Here is a 15,114-nt window from a genome sequence, read left to right as displayed (position 1 = left end):
ACACCTTCCCGTCGGTGACAGCGCGCGCGATCGGCGCGTGCCAGGGAATCTGCGGCGCGGGGAGTTCGGGGTGCTCGCGCTGTAGGGTCTCGACCGCATCGGTCTCGGCGAGCATCTTGCCAACCTCCACGATGGACACAGCGCCACCCTTCGTCGTTCCGGTGATCGCCTCGACCATCGCCTGCGGGGTGCGATAGCCCTCCTGCTGCGCCAACCCGGCCGAGCCGAGGTCAGGCAGCGAACGCTGGTTCAGCTCGCCCGCGATCCAGGCGGAGAAGGTGTCGCAGGACTGTCGCAGGTCGGCGATAGCGTGCAGCGCGTCGAGGAGGTCCTGCTTCTGCAGGGTCACGAACGCCGCTGGCGAGGAACCGAGGCGCGCGACGGTGTCCGCTGTGCGGAGGAGCGTCGCTGCCGGGGTTCTCACAGCACAGATTCTAACACATCGAAAGTTTCTTCGACATAGAACTTCTGACCTGTGGAGAACTTTCACGAGCCCGATCAACGGAGCGGCCAGCGTCCCTTCGACAAGCTCAGGGACCGTAGCGGTGCTCTCTCCGGGTCCGGCTGGCGTCCCTTCGTCAAGCTCGGGGACCGTAGCGGTGTTTCCTCGGAGTCTGGCCGGCGCCTCTGCGGCGACCCCAGAGATCGCGCACCTGCGGTCGCCCTACGGCGTCGCCACGCTGCGATCGCGGCGGGCGGACGTTGCGCGGACCACGATCGTCGACACCACGACGAGCACGACGCCGACGACGGCAGCCGCCGCCAGGACGGCGTAGCCGCCTCCGCCGGACGAGATGGCCACTCCCACGAGCGCGTAGCAGGAGGCCACCGCGTACCAGGCGGAGCCGCGGCTGGCGAAAACGAACGCGATAGCGGCGCCGGCGGCGGCCGCGACCACCAGGAGCTGCCAGGTCGTGCCCCACGTTCCATCGATGGGCGCGCCGGTGCCCTGCACCACCGTGGCGATGTTGACGAAGAAGGCCATCGATGTCCATCCCGCGTACAGCCCCTGGGAGACGTAGAGCACGACCCGGTCGATTGGCTTCCACTGCGCGGTCTCCTCGCGGGCCGCCGAGATGCGCCGCCACGCCACGTAGTGCGCGCCCACCATAACGACGAAGACCACGAGCGTGAGGGGCGACTGCTGCCCCAGGGACGCTGCGGCCAGCCACAGCGCGAAAGTGGCGTAGACGATGGCGAGCGGCACGACCAGGCGATCGCGCAGCCCCGCCTGCTGCGCCGAGGGGCGGACCTGCAGGATCGCCCACAGCACGCTGACCGTGATGATGGCGGCCCAGATCGAGAACATCGGTCCCGGCGGAATTAGGGGTGAGAACTCGGTGCCGGACTGCAGGTCCCGTGGGGACCAGAGCGTGAACATCAGGTTCGACACGAGCTGACCGAGGGCAAGGATCAGCACGACCGCCCGGCCGGCGAAGGAGTTCGTCGACGGGGCAGTAGACGAATGGGCAGCGGCTGTGCTCATCTTTCCCTCCGGACAGGACAGTTAGAACTTCGGATTGCTAGAACTTCTAATGAAAATAGCACTAGGATGGGAGCTGTGCAAGAAGCCGCCGCTCAGGAAAGCGCTCCGGCGGGGGAGCGGAACGACCGTCGCCCCCCGTTCCGTGACGCGACGATGCTCCTGCAGGACTTCCTGCAGTTGAGCGACCAGTTCGCGCGTCGGCTCGGCGGCGAACTCGACGTCAACGCCACGGACTACCGCGCCATGGAGCATCTCCTTCGAGCGGGTCCGCTCGCGCCGGGCGAGCTCGCTCGTCGGCTCGGGATCACGAGCGCCGCCGTCACGACCTCGGTCGACCGGCTGGTCAGCCGTGGCCACGTGACCCGCGAGCCCGATCCGGGCGACCGCCGGCGCATCCGGGTGATCCCCGCGCAGGCCTCGTCGGAGCGGGCGTCCGCCATCGTCTCGCCCATGGTTCGTGCTCTCGATGCCGAGCTCGACCGTTTCACGACCGCAGAGCAGGATGCGATAACCGAGTACCTCCGGCGTGTGGTCGAAACCATGCGCGTCCACTCGTCGGGCGAGGCTAGTGATGCGGACGGCGCGGGCAATACGGGCGACGCGCCTGGCGTTCAGCCGGTCCCCTGAGTCGACCTCGACCTTCCGCGGCCAAATTCGCCCCGAACGCCCGGTCGCGCCGCCGGTGAGATCCGGACGCCCCGCATCACTGAGCGCGACGCCGGCCGTCAGCGACCCACGGGCAGCACCGAGCGATTCTGCAGGTGCTCGTACACGATGGACGTGCGGACATCGGCCACCTCGCGCCGCAGGGTCAGCTCGTCGATGACGAAGGCGTACAGGTCGTCGTTGCTGCCCACCGCGACATGGAGGATGAAGTCCTCCGATCCGCTCGTCACGAACACCCCGAGGGTCTGGGGGAGTGCGGCCGCCCAGTCCCGGAACGACTCGATCACGTCTCGTGACGGGGGCCGGATGCGGACCGCGACGAGGGCCTGCACACCTCGTCCGATGGCGGCGAGATCGAGGTCGAGCCTGGCGCCGCGGATGACACCGCGAGCGCGAAGGGCACGTGTGCGCTCCAGCGCGGTCGTGGGGGAGATCCCCACGGCGGCTGCTACGTCGCGGTTCGTCTTCCGCGCATCCGACTGCAGTTCCCGCAGGATCGCCGCATCAAGTTCGTCCATGACCGGAACACTAGCCCCTGAGCCGGATGAAGTTCGGATGTCAAGCAGGGCCGCCGTACGTCGTCGTAGCGTTCTCCCATCGAACCGGATGATTCGCAAGGAGAGCGAGAATGAGCATGACCGTCGACCAGCCCGTCGGATTTGCCGCGGAGGAGGTGGATACGTCCGCGCCCACGCGTTCGGCGCGGTTGAAGTGGGTCGTCGTCGTTGACGCGAATCTCCCGAGCGGGCGCGCGGTGAACGCAGCCGTGTGTGTTGCCGCCGCAACGGCGGACGCCGTCACGGGGGTGCTCGGCCCCGGCGCCACCGACGCGGACGGAAGCGCTCACCCCGGGCTGCCCTGGGCGGGCTGCACCATCCTCACAGCCGACGCCGCGACCCTCCGCACCATCCGCACGAAGGCTGCCGCGCATCCCGGCACGTTCGTGGCTGACATGCCGGCCGCGGCGCAGGCCACCCGCGTCTACGACGAGTACATCGACGCGGTTGCTGGTACTCGGGGGGAGGAGCTCGAGTACCTGGCGGTCAGCATCATCGGACCGAGAAACAGGGTGGACAAGATCGTGGGCAGAGTCCCGTTGATGGCGTGAGAGAATCGCCAACCCCGTCGCGCTGCACCCCGTACTGTGGCAGCCGTGACCCTGACGCTGATGTGCGGACTCTCGTTCTCCGGCAAGTCCACGCTGGCGCGCGGCCTCGCGGAGGAGCTCGACGCACACCTGGTCAGCCTGGACGCGATTAACCACGAGCGCGGCCTGCGCGGGGGAGAGGGCATCCCTCTCGACGAGTGGGCGACGACCAATGGCATCGCCCACGAGCGGGCCGGGGCGCTGCTTGCGGCCAGGAGGGAAGTGGTGGTCGACGACACGGGTTCGCCGCGATTCATCCGCAATGAGTGGCGCGAGACGGCGAAACGAGCGGACATGCCTCTGTTGATCGTGTGGGTGCAGATCGACCCGGATCTGCAGCGGGAACGCGTCCGCGCAAATCGAGCCGATGGACACCGGGACGACGTCACTGATGCTGTCCTCACGGACCACGCCGCGCACTTCGAGCCACCCACCGAGGACGAGCGTCCGATACTCGTCGACGTGCGGGAGACGACGGATCCCGTCCGCATCCGTGCCATCGCCGCTGCCATCCGGGCGGCCTGACACGGTTGAGGGGTTACTACCCTCCGAACACGTTATGTCAAGTAGCAAGGGTCGTACTGTGGGCCTGTGATCGTCGAGGTGACCGTGGGCGGGTGGGAGCACGAGTGCTGCGGGTCGGAGGTCGTGCGCGGGCTGCTCGTGGATTGGACGTGTCGAGACGCCGACGGGACGCTTGAGGAGACGCATCACGACCTAGGCGGGTCGCACCAGTCGAGCGTCTCCGGGGTCGTGACGGACGTCTTCGCGTTGACGCCCGACGGCGATCGGGTCCGTGTCAGCCGAATCCCAGCTGGCGCCGCGCTGTGCGGAAACGATCCCGACGACGCCGGCGACGTCGAGGACCTGGACACCGGGGTGTCGGTGCAGCCGGTGCCTGAGTGGTTTCTCGTCCACGTCGCCGCGCAGGATCCCGTGTCGCGCTCGTGACGAGAACAAGGGCTTCGCGTCACTCCTGCTGACGCCCCACGCGACATCCGATAATGCACATTATGTCAAGTAGCAGGCGGAAGACGAGTGAGGATCTCCTCCTCGACCTCACGTAGCACCTGGTCCAGGTCCGTGAGATCCCGCCATTCCCGCCACTGCTCACCACGGGTCCCGGTGGAGAGCGAGATGTCACGGTCGAGGCCATCGAACCAGATCCGCACGACGAGCGCGCACTCGCCGGTCGAGGTGATCGCTGTCCCCCACCCGTACACGGACTCCCGCCCATTCTCCGAGCTCCAGAAGCGGTCCTCGTGACCGCACCGCAACCGGCCGCCACTTTGCAGCGCCATGGCGTCCAACCGATGACGCAACGCCCTCTGCTCCGGAGGCATTTCGGGCGGAGTCAGGTCAGGCACGGGGAAACACCAGTTCGGGGATGGACCTAGGAAATCGAGGCGACGAGAGCGAGCCACCGACCTCACATCGTGAAGAGGTGAGGGCTCACCGTCTACAGGACGAAGTGGCCGAGCGCGGCGGCGGCCGGCAGGCTCTCCGCGTTCTCCAGAGCGGTTTGGAACACGGTGAAGAAGAAGATCGCGGCGACGATGCTGCAGACCAGTCCGACGATCGACAGGATCAGCCCGGCGATGGCCATGCCGCGCCCGCCGGTGTGATTCTTCTTGATGCGGGAAAGCGCCATCGGGCTGATGATCAAGCCAGCGGGCCAGAAGAGCAGGCCCGTGATGAGCGCGGCGATGGCGAGGCCTTCGGTCGGCGCGGCCTGGTGCTGCTGGAAGTTCTGCTGCGGGTATCGGGTGTCGGTGCTCGACATGGAACGGCTCCTGAGCTGTGGTGTTGTAGGCGCGCCGATCGGGTATCAGCGGGCGAGCCTCACCGTATGTCAGAAAGACGTCGCGGCGGCGCCCCAGGTTCGGCAGACTCCGCGCCCCCGCCGTCCTGGATCCATCACGCCGAGCACGAACGACACGACACGATCGACCCCGCCCTCCCCCGCCGCCCGAACTGGGGTCATTGGCGAGGTGACCGGCGGCACAGGGCCGCCGATAGTTCGGTGCACAGTGTTGTTCGACCGACCAGCACCCCAGGCGGGATGCGGCGTTCAACCACACGTCCAGCACGCGATCACTGACGGGACGAGAACATGAACTTCGTAACTGACGTCATCAACGACGACGTTGCTGTCATCCGGGGCGACGGCCGCATGAACATGCTTGCTGCATCCGGCCTCCGAAGGACAATCCAGTCGGCGATGAGCAAGGGTGCCTCGAGACTCGTCCTTGACCTGTCGGCGGTGGAGTTCCTCGACACGACGAGCCTCGGTTCGATCGTCGCCGGGATGAAGGCCGCCCGTGATGCCGGCGGCGACCTGCGCATCACGGCGCCCCGCCCCCAGCCTGCGCTGCTGCTGGAGATGTCCCGGCTGAATCGGGTCCTGCTGTCCAGCGTCGACGCCCGTTCGGCCTACAGCGGCTGAAGCAAGCGGGGCGAAGCCGCCTCGCCGGGCGCTGCCCAGGCCGACCTCGGAAGGCGCGGTAGCGGCGTCAGTCGTCGTACGTGTCGGTCCACGAAGCGATGTCCACGCCGTGGTTGTCGGGTGACGCGAGCGACCACCACGCGGGAGCGTGGGTACCGTCGGCGAGCCGCCCTCCCGCGGCGAGCGCCGCGTCCACCCGCGTCTGGGCCTGATCGGCCGGCACGAAGACGTCGACGTGGGTCCGCCCTCTCGAGGGCGAGTCCCCGGTGATCGGATTGAAGGCCAGTTGCGGACCGCAGCGCAGCGGGTCCACAGCATCCGTGTCGCCGAGCGGCTCGTAGCCGAGGGCGGCCACGAAGAACGGGCGCACATCGGCGCGCGAGTGCTGGGCGACGTAGATGCCGATCGACTGGGCGAGCGAGGGCTCGGGCGTCAACGCCAGTTCGCTGGCCGCCCGGGACACCAGGGCCGCGAAGGGCGCGGCGGCCGCGGGGATCCCCTCTGGGCCGCGGATCGGGACGCGCACGACCACCGCCTCCGGGCGCAGGTCGACATCCGGCAATACGCGGTGTCGCTCCGCCGCATCCACAATCGGCTGCACCAGTCTCGCCGCGTGTGCGAGGGAGGTCGCGGAGAAGACCGCCTGCGGCCCCGTGCCGGTGACGCGCCAGTCCGTGACACCCGGGAACCGGTGAAAAGCCGCCGGGGAGACCCATCCCGATGCACTGGCAGACTCACCCATGAGCGCTCCTTCGGAGAGGTGGAGTCCAGCCGCCGATGGCGGGACTTACGCGGGACACACGCTACTAGGGATATAAGGGGGCGCACGGAGGGCGCGTCCGCAGCCCATCGGGATGCGGGCTGGGGGTCGCGCGCCTGCGCCGAGTCAGCGAGGAGGGGACGCTCACGGGCCCTCTTCCACCTCCGCGCCGGCGGCCCGAGAAGCCCCCGGACAGAGCTCTGGGCCCCTCGCTGTTGCGAGGAGCCCAGAGCGCGGTTCGGCCGGAGCCGTGGCGACGCGAGTCGCGGTGCCGGCGTTAGAGCAGGTTGCCGGATGCGCGACCGTCGTTGCCGCGGTCGAGCGTCGGGTCCTCGTCGACGGCGAGTTCGCCATCGATGGCCGGGTCACCGGTGAGGGTGGAGCCGGTCGCCCCGGTCGTGGTGGTGGGGAGCGACGTGTCGTAGTCGGCGGCCGTCGTGCTCACGCCGGCCGTCTCCGTCGTCTCGACGGGGGTGTAGGTCTCCGTCGGCGTCACCGCGATGGAGGCATCCTCCGGCGTGGTGTCCTCGGTGTCCTTGCTCTTGCTGACGGCGGCGATACCGGCAGCGGCGGCTGCGACCGCAGCGACACCGGCGGCGGCAGCCACCTTGCCGGATACGCCGGCCTTGCCGGAGTCGCCGCGCGATGCGTCGGCGTGCTCGACACCGGGCGCGCCGGCCGTGGCGCCCTCGTTGATCGTGCCGCGCCAGGCGCCGGTCGCGTAGCCCTCGGCCTCGATGAACGCCTTGAAGCGCTCGAGGTCGCCCTCGGTCTGGTTGTCGACGACGTTGAGCTTGTCACCGATCTTCTCGACGAGGCCCTCGGGCTCGTACTCGAGGCTCAGGTTGACGCGGGTCTGGCCGCCACCGAGGTCCTCGAAGGTGACCTCACCGGCGTTCGTGGCGCCCTCGGTCGCAGCCCACGCCACCTTGCGGTCGGGCACCTGCTCGAGGACCTTGGCCTCCCACTGGCGCTTGACGCCGGCGAGCTCGGCGACCCACTCGAGGCGGTTGTCGCTGAGCTGGGTGACCTTCTTGATGCCGTTCATGAAGTGCGGGAAGTCTTCGAACTGAGTCCACTGGTTGTACGCCACGCTGACCGGGACGTTGACCAGGATGCTCTTTTCAACTCTCGTGCTCACGGAATTTCTCCTTCACATCGTTAGAACCGGCGGCCGACATTCTCCGCCGTTGATGCGATGCTACTGACGGCGATGGCTGCACGTGGAGCTCCCAAGGAATTCCCACCTGGCTTCCGGTTGGAGGTGCACCGGGGTATTAGGGCCAGGTGTGCGCGAGGCGGTCGAACACCTCCGGATCGGAGTGCACCGGGATCACGCAGACGAGCTGACCGCCCGGCACACGGAGGGTGTGGCAGTCCAACCACCGGTTGATCTCGACGGCGCCGAGGGCCACCAGGCGCGCGGTCTCGGCGTTGTGATCGTCCGTCTCGATGTCCACGTGGTATCGCGGCGCATCGTCGACGCCTTGCACGGCGAAGACGAGATCGGGATGGACGCCCGGCAGCGACGTGAACTGGGGCTCGTCGGGCACCGGGCTCGCCGGCACGCCGAGCGCGGCCGACCAGAACGCCGCCGAGCGTGCCGCCTCTGCGGCGGGCGTGTCGATCAGGAACGTGGACAGGCGGCTCCGATGCACGACGCCGACGCTACTCCCCCGCTGCGGATGGACTGAAGGCGGACGCGCCGCGGCCACGACACCGGGCACACTGAGTGCGTGACCAGAACCACGCGCAGCGTCCGCTCTACCCTGATCCGCCCCGCGATCACTTTGCTCGGCTACCAGCGCGAGTTCCGGTCCGGCGAGAGGACCCTCGGCGGCGCGATGGACCGCGTCGTGCGCCCTGAGCCGTTCGCACCGCCGCGGTTCCTGGACCGATCGGTGCGGATCTCCGCCCGCCGGGTGCAGGGCTGGCCGGTGTACACCGTGACCCCGAAGGCGGGCCGGACGCATCGACGGGCGGTGTACGCGCACGGTGGCGCCTGGGTGCACGAGATCTCCTTCTGGCACTGGCGACTTGTGGCGGAGCTCGCCAGGGCGACGGGCACGGAGTTCGTGGTGCCCATCTATCCCCTGGTTCCGCTCGGCACCGCCGGGAGCGTGGTGCCGGTCTTCGCCGACCTCGCGGAGGAGCTGGTCGACGAGGTCGGCGGGGAGTACGTCGCCCTGCTGGGCGACTCGGCCGGCGGCACCATCGCGCTCGCCACGGCGATGCTGCTGCGCGATCGTGGCGTTCCGGCGCCCCGGGACGTCGTCCTCATCGCCCCCGCGCTCGACCTGAGCTTCACCGACCCGCTCATCCCCCGCATCCAGCCCACCGATCCGTGGCTCGCGGTACCCGGCGGTCGCGCGGCGGCTGAGCGCTGGCGAGGCGAGCTGCCCCTCTCCGACCCGCTGGTGAGCCCCATTCACGGATCGCTCGACGGGCTCGGGCGGATCACGCTGTTCAGTGGCACCCACGACATTCTCAATGCGGACGCCCTGGCGCTCGACCGAAAGGCGCGGGAACGACGGCATCCGCTGGACTTCCACCAGGTGCCGAACATGCTGCACGTCTACCCGCTGCTGCCCATCCCGGAGGGAGCCGCGGCGCGTCGAGCCATCGCCGCCGTGCTCACCCACTGAGCCGCGTCGGCGCGATCGCCCGCCACGTCAGCGTCCGGGGTGCGTCCACTCCAGCAGACGGTCGACCGGCCACGTGGTGATGATGCGGTCGACGGGCACGCCGTTCGCCTCGGCTCGCTCGGCGCCGTAGGCGAGGAAGTCGAGTTGGCCGGGTGCGTGCGCGTCCGTGTCGATGCTGAACAGGCAACCGGCATCGAGTGCCATCTTGATGAGGCGGCCGGGCGGATCCTGACGCTCGGGTCTCGAGTTGATCTCCACCGCCACATCGTGCTCCGCGCAGGCGGCGAACACGCGCTCCGCGTCGAACTCCGACTCCGGGCGCGTGCCCCGCGACCCGGTGACGAGCCGGCCCGTGCAGTGCCCCAGCACGTTCGTGTGCGGGTTCGCGATGCCGGCGAGCATCCGCTGGGTCATCGTGTCCCGGTCCGACCGCAGCTTGGAGTGCACGCTGGCGACGACGACGTCGAGGCGGTCGAGCATCTCGGGGGTCTGGTCGAGCTCGCCGGTCTCGAGGATGTCCACCTCGATGCCGCTGAGCAGCCGGAAGTCGCCGTCCCCGGCGGCGTTGATGTCCGCGACGACGTCGAGCTGCCGCTCCAGCCGCTCCACGCTCAGGCCGTTGGCGATGGTCAGGTTCGGCGAGTGGTCGGTCAGCGCCTGGTACTCGCGTCCCAGGGCGCGGGCCGCCTCCACCATGAGCTCGATGGGCGACCCGCCGTCGGACCACTCGCTGTGGCTGTGCAGGTCGCCGCGCAGGGCCGCCCGGATCTCCCCGCCTCCCTCGGCGAGCGGCTTCGCCCCGCGCTCGCGGAGGTTCTGCAGGTAGTCGGGCACGATGCCGGTGAGGGCCTGCTGAATCACCTCGAGCGAGCGCGCCCCGATCCCCTTCGTTCGCTTCAGCCGCCCGTCGGCGGCCCGCTCCCGCAGCTCCTCGGTCGGCACACCGGCGATCGCGGCGGCGGCCTTGCGGAACGCCTGCACCTTGAAGGTCGGGGCGAGCTCCCGCTCGAGCCAGAAGGCGATCTCGTTCAGGGCGTCGACGGAGTGCATGCCCCCATCCTGCCGCGGACGTGGGGGCGACGCGTGACGCCCCGACCAGTCGGGTCAGACGTCGATGCGATCGCGCGATAGCCCGGAGGAGCCCTGGACGATGAAGTCCTTGCGCGGGGCGACGTCGTTGCCCATGAGCAGCTCGAACACCGTCTCCGCCGCGGAGGCGTCCGCGACGTTGACGCGGCGCAGGGTGCGGTGTGCGCGGTCCATGGTCGTGCTCGCCAGCTGGTCCGCGTCCATCTCGCCGAGGCCCTTGTAGCGCTGGATCGGGTCCTGGTAGCGGCGGTTGCTGCGCTTGAGGCTCGCCAGGAGCGTGTTCAGCTCGTTCTCCGAGTAGGTGTACACCGTCTCGTTCGGGCGCGATCCCGGGTTCTGAATCACGACACGGTGCAGCGGGGGTACCGCGGCGAACACGCGCCCGTCCTCGATCATGGGGCGCATGTAGCGGAAGAACAGCGTGAGCAGCAGGGTGCGGATGTGGGCGCCGTCCACGTCCGCGTCGCTCATGAGGATGACCTTGCCGTAGCGGGCGGCCGAGAGGTCGAAAGTGCGACCGGATCCGGCGCCGATGACCTGGATGATCGAGGCGCACTCGGCGTTCGAGAGCATGTCCGAGATGGACGCCTTCTGCACATTCAGGATCTTGCCGCGCAGGGGCAGCAGCGCCTGGTACTCGCTGTCCCGCGCGAGCTTCGCGGTGCCGAGCGCGGAGTCTCCCTCGACGAGGAAGAGCTCGCTCATGGCCACGTCGCTCGACCGGCAGTCGACCAGCTTCGCCGGCAGCGTCGAGTTCTCGAGCGCGTTCTTGCGGCGCTGCGTCTCCTTGTGCGTGCGGGCCGAGATGCGCGACTTCATCTCGGCGACGATCTTGTCGAGCACGACGGCGGTCTGCGCCTTGTCCTCGCGCCGGGTGGACGCGAAGCGCTCGGCCATCCGGTCCGCGACGACCTTGGACACGATGGCGCGCACAGCCGGGGTGCCGAGGATCTCCTTCGTCTGGCCCTCGAACTGCGGCTCGGGCAGGCGCACCGTCAGGACGGCGGTGAGGCCGGCCAGCATGTCGTCCTTCTCGAGCTTGTCGTTGCCGGCCTTGAGGCGCCTGGCGTTGAGCTCGACCTGCTGGCGGAGGAACTTGAGCAGCCCCGCCTCGAAGCCGGCCTGGTGGGTGCCGCCCTTCGGTGTGGCGATGATGTTCACGAAGCTCTTGAAGGTGGTCTCGTACCCGGTGCCCCAGCGGAGCGCGATGTCGACGTCGCACTCGCGCGACACCTCGGTCGGCACCATGGCGCCGCCCGGGGACAGCACGGGAACGGTCTCGGTGAAGGTGCCGCTGCCCTGCAGGCGCCAGGTGTCGGTGAGCGGGGCGTCGGTGGAGAGGTGCTCGACGAACTCGGCGATGCCGCCGTCGAACTGGAACGAGTCGCCCTTCGGCTCCTCGCCCCGCTCGTCCTGGATGTCGATGCGCAGGCCGGGGATAAGGAACGCCGTCTGCCGCGCACGGTCGAACAGTTCCTCGGTGCGGAACTCGGCGCCCTTGGTGAAGATCTGGCGGTCAGCCCAGTAGCGCACGCGCGTGCCGGTGACGCCCTTCGCGACCTTGCCGACGACGCGCAGCTCACTGCCGGACACGAACGGCGTGAACGGTGCGTCCGGGGTCGGCTCGCCCTCGTCGGCGAAGATGCCCGGCTCGCCCCGGTGGAACGACATGGCCCAGGTCTTGCCCCCGCGGTCGACCTCGACGTCGAGGCGCTCGGACAGGGCGTTCACGACGCTCGCGCCGACGCCGTGCAGTCCGCCCGATGCGGCGTAGGACCCGTTGCCGAACTTGCCGCCGGCGTGCAGCTTGGTGAACACGACCTCGACGCCGCTGAGACCGGTCTTGGGCTCGATGTCGACGGGGATGCCGCGGGCGCGGTCGCGCACCGCGACGCTGCCGTCGGCGTGCAGACGCACGGAGATCTCGTTGCCGTGGCCGCCGAGCGCCTCGTCCACCGAGTTGTCGATGATCTCCCAAAGGCAGTGCATGAGGCCGCGGGAGTCGGTGGAGCCGATGTACATGCCGGGCCGCTTGCGGACGGCTTCGAGCCCCTCGAGCACCGAGAGGTGTCTGGCCGAATAGTCCGAGACCGCCACGAACGCTCCTTATCTTGCGGGGCCGACGCCCCACCGGCGGAAGCCCCGCACAAGCGTAAGCCGCGCCGCCGACACCGGACGTCAGCAACTCGCTCCCCGGCCGCTCCTCTACGCGCAAAGCGAAATGCCAGGCAATACCGGGTCACCTGCGGTGCAAGCATGCTTTGATGGAGCGAGTTCAGATAGAACGCCTACCGAGGGGAGCATCACATGTCACCGATCGCTACCGAGAACAGTGCCGTGGATGAGCTCGAACCTCACAACCACCAGCTCACCGCGGCCGACCGCTGCGACAGCTGCGGAGCCCAGGCTTACGTCCGCGTCGTCGTGAACAACAGCGAACTTCTCTTCTGCGCCCACCACGGCAAGAAGTACCAGGAGAAGCTCTCGACCATCGCGACCAGCTGGCACGACGAGTCCAGCCGCCTGTTCGACGAGCAGCGCGCCTAACAGCAGCGCAGCGAAGAACGAGAAAAGGGCGTGACCGTAGCGGTCACGCCCTTTCTCGTGCCCACGGCACGGGAGCCGTACGGTCCCTGAGTCTGTCGAACGGCCGCGTCGGGTGCGGGTCGCGTCGCGTCGCTTCGACGAGCTCAGCGACCGTGGGGTCGGCGGTCGCGGTCGCGGCACCGTACGGTCCCTGAGCCTGTCGAAGGGACGGGACGGGTGCGGTCGCGTCGCTTTGACGAACTCAGCGACCGTGTACCGGCCCTGCGCCGACACGGCACCACTCGGTCCCTGAGCCCGTCGAAGGGACGTCCCTCAGTAAGAGGAGGGGTGCGCGGCCACGGTCTCGCGGGCGAGACGGGCCCACTCGTCGATCCGCCCGATTGTCTCGTCCGCGCTCGCGCCGAGCGCTCCACCGCGACGGGCGATCGCGGCGGTGAGCAGCTCGTCCGCCAGTGCCGGATTCAGGGCGAGCACGGGACCTCCGAGGTGCGTGCCGATCGCGGAGCCGACGCGGACGCCTTCTCCCCCGCCGGCGCCGCCGTTCCCGAAGCCGCTGCGGACCGTGCCGAGCGGTTTCGCGCCGCCCTCGAGCGTGACGAGCGATCCGTGGTTCTCGTAGCCCACGAGGGTGCCTGCCGGGGTCTCGACGACGAGGTCGCCCACGGAGCGCTTCGCGGTGAGCACCGAGCGGAGAGGCAGCACGCCCGCGCCCTCGAGCACCGTGCCGTCCTCCAGTTCGATCTTTGCGCCGAGAAGGTGCATGCCGCCGGACACGGCGAGGAGCGCCGCGCCCCCGGACACGAGGTCCCGCAGCCGCGCCGCGTGTGAGAGGAGGTCGGCATGCACCGAGCGCATGGCCGACAGGGGTCCGGAGCCGACGACGATGATGTCGGCGTCCGGCAGCTCGCCGGATCCGGGAGAGTGCTCGACGACGGTCGCGTCGATCCCCCGCCAGCCGGCCCGGCGGGCGAGCACGGTCACGTTGCCGCGGTCGCCGTTGATGCCGAGCTCGCGCGGGTAGAGGTGGAGGATGGTGAGCCCGGTCATGACTGCCCGCCCTCGAGGTCGGTGTAGCCGAGGATTTTGCGGATGAGCATCATCTGCTCGTAGTTCACGATCATGGTCTTCCGTCCCGTCGCCGGGCGCCGCAGGGCGAGGAAGCGGCGCACGGCGGCGCGCAGCTCGGGCTCGACGACGCCGACGGGCAGTCCGTCGTAGGCGAGCCGCACGGCGAGCTGGTAGCCCTTGGTGCCCGAGATGACGTCGGCGTGCGAGAGCCGCGACAGGTCGATGTCGTACAGCCAGGACGGGTCGGGCGTGCCGTTGTCCACGGCCAGGAACACCTGCTCCGGCGTCGTGCCGAGCGAGTCCAGGTTCAGCTGCAGGCTCGCCGGATTCTTCATCATGATGATCTCGATGTCCTCGCCGTTGGCGGACAGCGTCTCGCCGCGGCCGTAGACCGTCTCGAGCTCGGCGAGGGCCGATGCCGCGGTGGCGGCGGAGAACCGCTCCCCCAGCGCCGCGCGCGCGGCGGCGACCGCGGCGGCGGCGTCGACCGCGTAGTGCACGCCGCGGGCGGGCAACCGCACGCTGGTCGGCACGCCGTCCACCTCGATGGTCGCCTCGCGGCCGTCGAGCGCGGTGGCGACGACGTCCGGGGTGGTCGCGGTCGCGGTTGCGGCCGAGCCGAAACGCGGCGCGGACAGCATTCCCTGAGACACTGCGCCGAGCAGTTCGGGAGCGGTCGCGAAGTAGGACACCCGGGCGGAAGTCCCGGCAGGCAGTGCCTCGCCGAGGCCGACGAGGTGCTCGTCGTCCGCGTTCAGCACGAGCGCGCCGGTCGCGGTCGACGCGATCTTCGCGAGCATGCCGGCCACCCGGTCCGGCTCGAAGAATCGGTTCAGCTGGTCGATCTGCACGTTCAGGAGGAGGACGGTGCGCGGCTTCAGCAGCTGCGAGAGCTGCACGCCGTACGCCTCGTCGATCTCGAGCACGGCGACGTCCGCGGCGAGGCGGCCGGAGCCGGACGCGTCGGCGAGCACCGCCGACGCGATGCCCTGCGGCAGGTTACCGCCGGACGGGTTCGTGAACACGCGCAGCCCGTGGGCGCGCAGGATCGCGGACACCATGTTCGTGGTCGTCGACTTCCCGTTCGAGCCGGAGACCGCGACCACCCCGAGGGGGAGGTCGGCGATCGTCCGCTCGAGGAAGTCCGGCGCGATCTTCATCGCCACGAGTCCGGGGAAGGCCGAACCACCGCCGCGCCTGCGCGCGGCCCATCTCACCAGTCGTCCGGCGCCAACCGCCAGGCGAACCCGCACCTGTGCG

19 protein-coding genes are annotated in these 15,114 nt (G+C 69.4%); 7 read left to right on the top strand and 12 right to left on the bottom strand.

The features are described from left to right. Together DAI20_RS13510 and DAI20_RS13505 are read right to left on the bottom strand one after the other, a co-directional pair. On the bottom strand, positions 1 to 424 hold a 424-nt coding region (locus DAI20_RS13510), incomplete at its 3' end, for a hypothetical protein (RefSeq protein ID WP_159085061.1). Between the two features lie 240 nt (positions 425 to 664). Continuing rightward, a complete protein-coding gene (locus DAI20_RS13505; protein WP_159085060.1) occupies positions 665 to 1,486 on the bottom strand; it encodes a TspO-related membrane protein in 822 nt (273 codons plus the stop codon). Between the two features lie 75 nt (positions 1,487 to 1,561). Between DAI20_RS13505 and DAI20_RS13500 the strand changes: the two genes are divergently transcribed. Further along, positions 1,562 to 2,113 (top strand): MarR family winged helix-turn-helix transcriptional regulator, encoded by a 552-nt coding sequence (locus tag DAI20_RS13500; RefSeq protein WP_159085059.1) that lies wholly within the window; start codon positions 1,562 to 1,564, stop codon positions 2,111 to 2,113. 98 nt (positions 2,114 to 2,211) lie between these two features. On the opposite strand, the gene DAI20_RS13495 is transcribed toward DAI20_RS13500, so the two are convergent. After that, positions 2,212 to 2,670 (bottom strand): Lrp/AsnC family transcriptional regulator, encoded by a 459-nt coding sequence (locus DAI20_RS13495; protein WP_108251643.1) that lies wholly within the window; start codon positions 2,668 to 2,670, stop codon positions 2,212 to 2,214. Positions 2,671 to 2,780: 110 nt separating this feature from the next. Here DAI20_RS13495 and DAI20_RS13490 point away from each other — a divergent pair, with 110 nt between their 5' ends. The 3 genes from DAI20_RS13490 (at position 2,781) to DAI20_RS13480 (ending at position 4,250) form a co-directional block, all read left to right on the top strand. After that, positions 2,781 to 3,260: a DUF2000 domain-containing protein gene (locus DAI20_RS13490; RefSeq protein ID WP_240606070.1), complete on the top strand. Its 480-nt coding sequence runs from the start codon at positions 2,781 to 2,783 to the stop codon at positions 3,258 to 3,260. A 45-nt stretch (positions 3,261 to 3,305) separates the two neighbouring features. Then, positions 3,306 to 3,824: a P-loop nucleotide/nucleoside kinase family protein gene (locus tag DAI20_RS13485; protein WP_205781447.1), complete on the top strand. Its 519-nt coding sequence runs from the start codon at positions 3,306 to 3,308 to the stop codon at positions 3,822 to 3,824. Positions 3,825 to 3,890: 66 nt separating this feature from the next. Then, the gene (locus DAI20_RS13480; protein WP_108251641.1) at positions 3,891 to 4,250 is read left to right on the top strand and encodes a hypothetical protein; all 360 of its coding nucleotides are present in this window, start codon (positions 3,891 to 3,893) and stop codon (positions 4,248 to 4,250) included. Positions 4,251 to 4,315: 65 nt separating this feature from the next. On the opposite strand, the gene DAI20_RS13475 is transcribed toward DAI20_RS13480, so the two are convergent. Together DAI20_RS13475 and DAI20_RS13470 are read right to left on the bottom strand one after the other, a co-directional pair. Beyond that, complete coding sequence (locus DAI20_RS13475) at positions 4,316 to 4,600, bottom strand: hypothetical protein (protein ID WP_159085058.1); 285 nt, start codon at positions 4,598 to 4,600, stop codon at positions 4,316 to 4,318. 158 nt (positions 4,601 to 4,758) lie between these two features. Then, the gene (locus tag DAI20_RS13470; protein WP_108251636.1) at positions 4,759 to 5,082 is read right to left on the bottom strand and encodes a DUF4190 domain-containing protein; all 324 of its coding nucleotides are present in this window, start codon (positions 5,080 to 5,082) and stop codon (positions 4,759 to 4,761) included. A 330-nt stretch (positions 5,083 to 5,412) separates the two neighbouring features. Here DAI20_RS13470 and DAI20_RS13465 point away from each other — a divergent pair, with 330 nt between their 5' ends. Continuing rightward, on the top strand, positions 5,413 to 5,745 hold the full coding sequence (locus DAI20_RS13465; protein WP_108251634.1) for an STAS domain-containing protein: 333 nt from the start codon (positions 5,413 to 5,415) through the stop codon (positions 5,743 to 5,745). Between the two features lie 67 nt (positions 5,746 to 5,812). Here DAI20_RS13465 and DAI20_RS13460 read toward each other — a convergent pair whose 3' ends face one another. The 3 genes from DAI20_RS13460 to DAI20_RS13450 all read right to left on the bottom strand — a co-directional run bounded on the left by DAI20_RS13460 (position 5,813) and on the right by DAI20_RS13450 (position 8,163). Next, a complete protein-coding gene (locus DAI20_RS13460) occupies positions 5,813 to 6,487 on the bottom strand; it encodes a VOC family protein (RefSeq protein WP_108251632.1) in 675 nt (224 codons plus the stop codon). Between the two features lie 295 nt (positions 6,488 to 6,782). Next, complete coding sequence (locus DAI20_RS13455; RefSeq protein WP_108251630.1) at positions 6,783 to 7,646, bottom strand: SRPBCC family protein; 864 nt, start codon at positions 7,644 to 7,646, stop codon at positions 6,783 to 6,785. Positions 7,647 to 7,782: 136 nt separating this feature from the next. Next, on the bottom strand, positions 7,783 to 8,163 hold the full coding sequence (locus DAI20_RS13450) for a VOC family protein (RefSeq protein WP_108251628.1): 381 nt from the start codon (positions 8,161 to 8,163) through the stop codon (positions 7,783 to 7,785). 78 nt (positions 8,164 to 8,241) lie between these two features. Between DAI20_RS13450 and DAI20_RS13445 the strand changes: the two genes are divergently transcribed. Next, positions 8,242 to 9,150: an alpha/beta hydrolase fold domain-containing protein gene (locus DAI20_RS13445; protein ID WP_108251626.1), complete on the top strand. Its 909-nt coding sequence runs from the start codon at positions 8,242 to 8,244 to the stop codon at positions 9,148 to 9,150. Positions 9,151 to 9,177: 27 nt separating this feature from the next. Here DAI20_RS13445 and DAI20_RS13440 read toward each other — a convergent pair whose 3' ends face one another. Together DAI20_RS13440 and DAI20_RS13435 are read right to left on the bottom strand one after the other, a co-directional pair. Further along, positions 9,178 to 10,200 carry a PHP domain-containing protein gene (locus DAI20_RS13440; RefSeq protein ID WP_108251624.1) on the bottom strand — a complete coding sequence of 341 codons (1,023 nt, stop codon included), beginning with the start codon at positions 10,198 to 10,200 and terminating at the stop codon, positions 9,178 to 9,180. Positions 10,201 to 10,254: 54 nt separating this feature from the next. Beyond that, positions 10,255 to 12,336 (bottom strand): DNA gyrase/topoisomerase IV subunit B, encoded by a 2,082-nt coding sequence (locus DAI20_RS13435; protein WP_108251621.1) that lies wholly within the window; start codon positions 12,334 to 12,336, stop codon positions 10,255 to 10,257. Positions 12,337 to 12,546: 210 nt separating this feature from the next. Here DAI20_RS13435 and DAI20_RS13430 point away from each other — a divergent pair, with 210 nt between their 5' ends. Further along, positions 12,547 to 12,786, top strand: a complete 240-nt coding sequence (locus DAI20_RS13430; protein WP_108251619.1) for a DUF7455 domain-containing protein — start codon at positions 12,547 to 12,549, stop codon at positions 12,784 to 12,786. Positions 12,787 to 13,098: 312 nt separating this feature from the next. Here DAI20_RS13430 and DAI20_RS13425 read toward each other — a convergent pair whose 3' ends face one another. Continuing rightward, on the bottom strand, positions 13,099 to 13,833 hold the full coding sequence (locus DAI20_RS13425; protein ID WP_108251617.1) for a type 1 glutamine amidotransferase: 735 nt from the start codon (positions 13,831 to 13,833) through the stop codon (positions 13,099 to 13,101). Continuing rightward, positions 13,830 to 15,071, bottom strand: coding sequence for a MurT ligase domain-containing protein (locus tag DAI20_RS13420; RefSeq protein ID WP_240606069.1), 1,242 nt, complete (start codon positions 15,069 to 15,071; stop codon positions 13,830 to 13,832). Before DAI20_RS13420 ends, DAI20_RS13425 begins: the two co-directional genes overlap by 4 nt. Between the last annotated feature and the right edge of the window lie 43 nt (positions 15,072 to 15,114).

This window comes from Planctomonas deserti, assembly GCF_003067705.1.
Lineage (GTDB): Bacteria > Actinomycetota > Actinomycetes > Actinomycetales > Microbacteriaceae > Planctomonas > Planctomonas deserti.
This window is presented reverse-complemented; position numbering and strand designations above follow the sequence as displayed.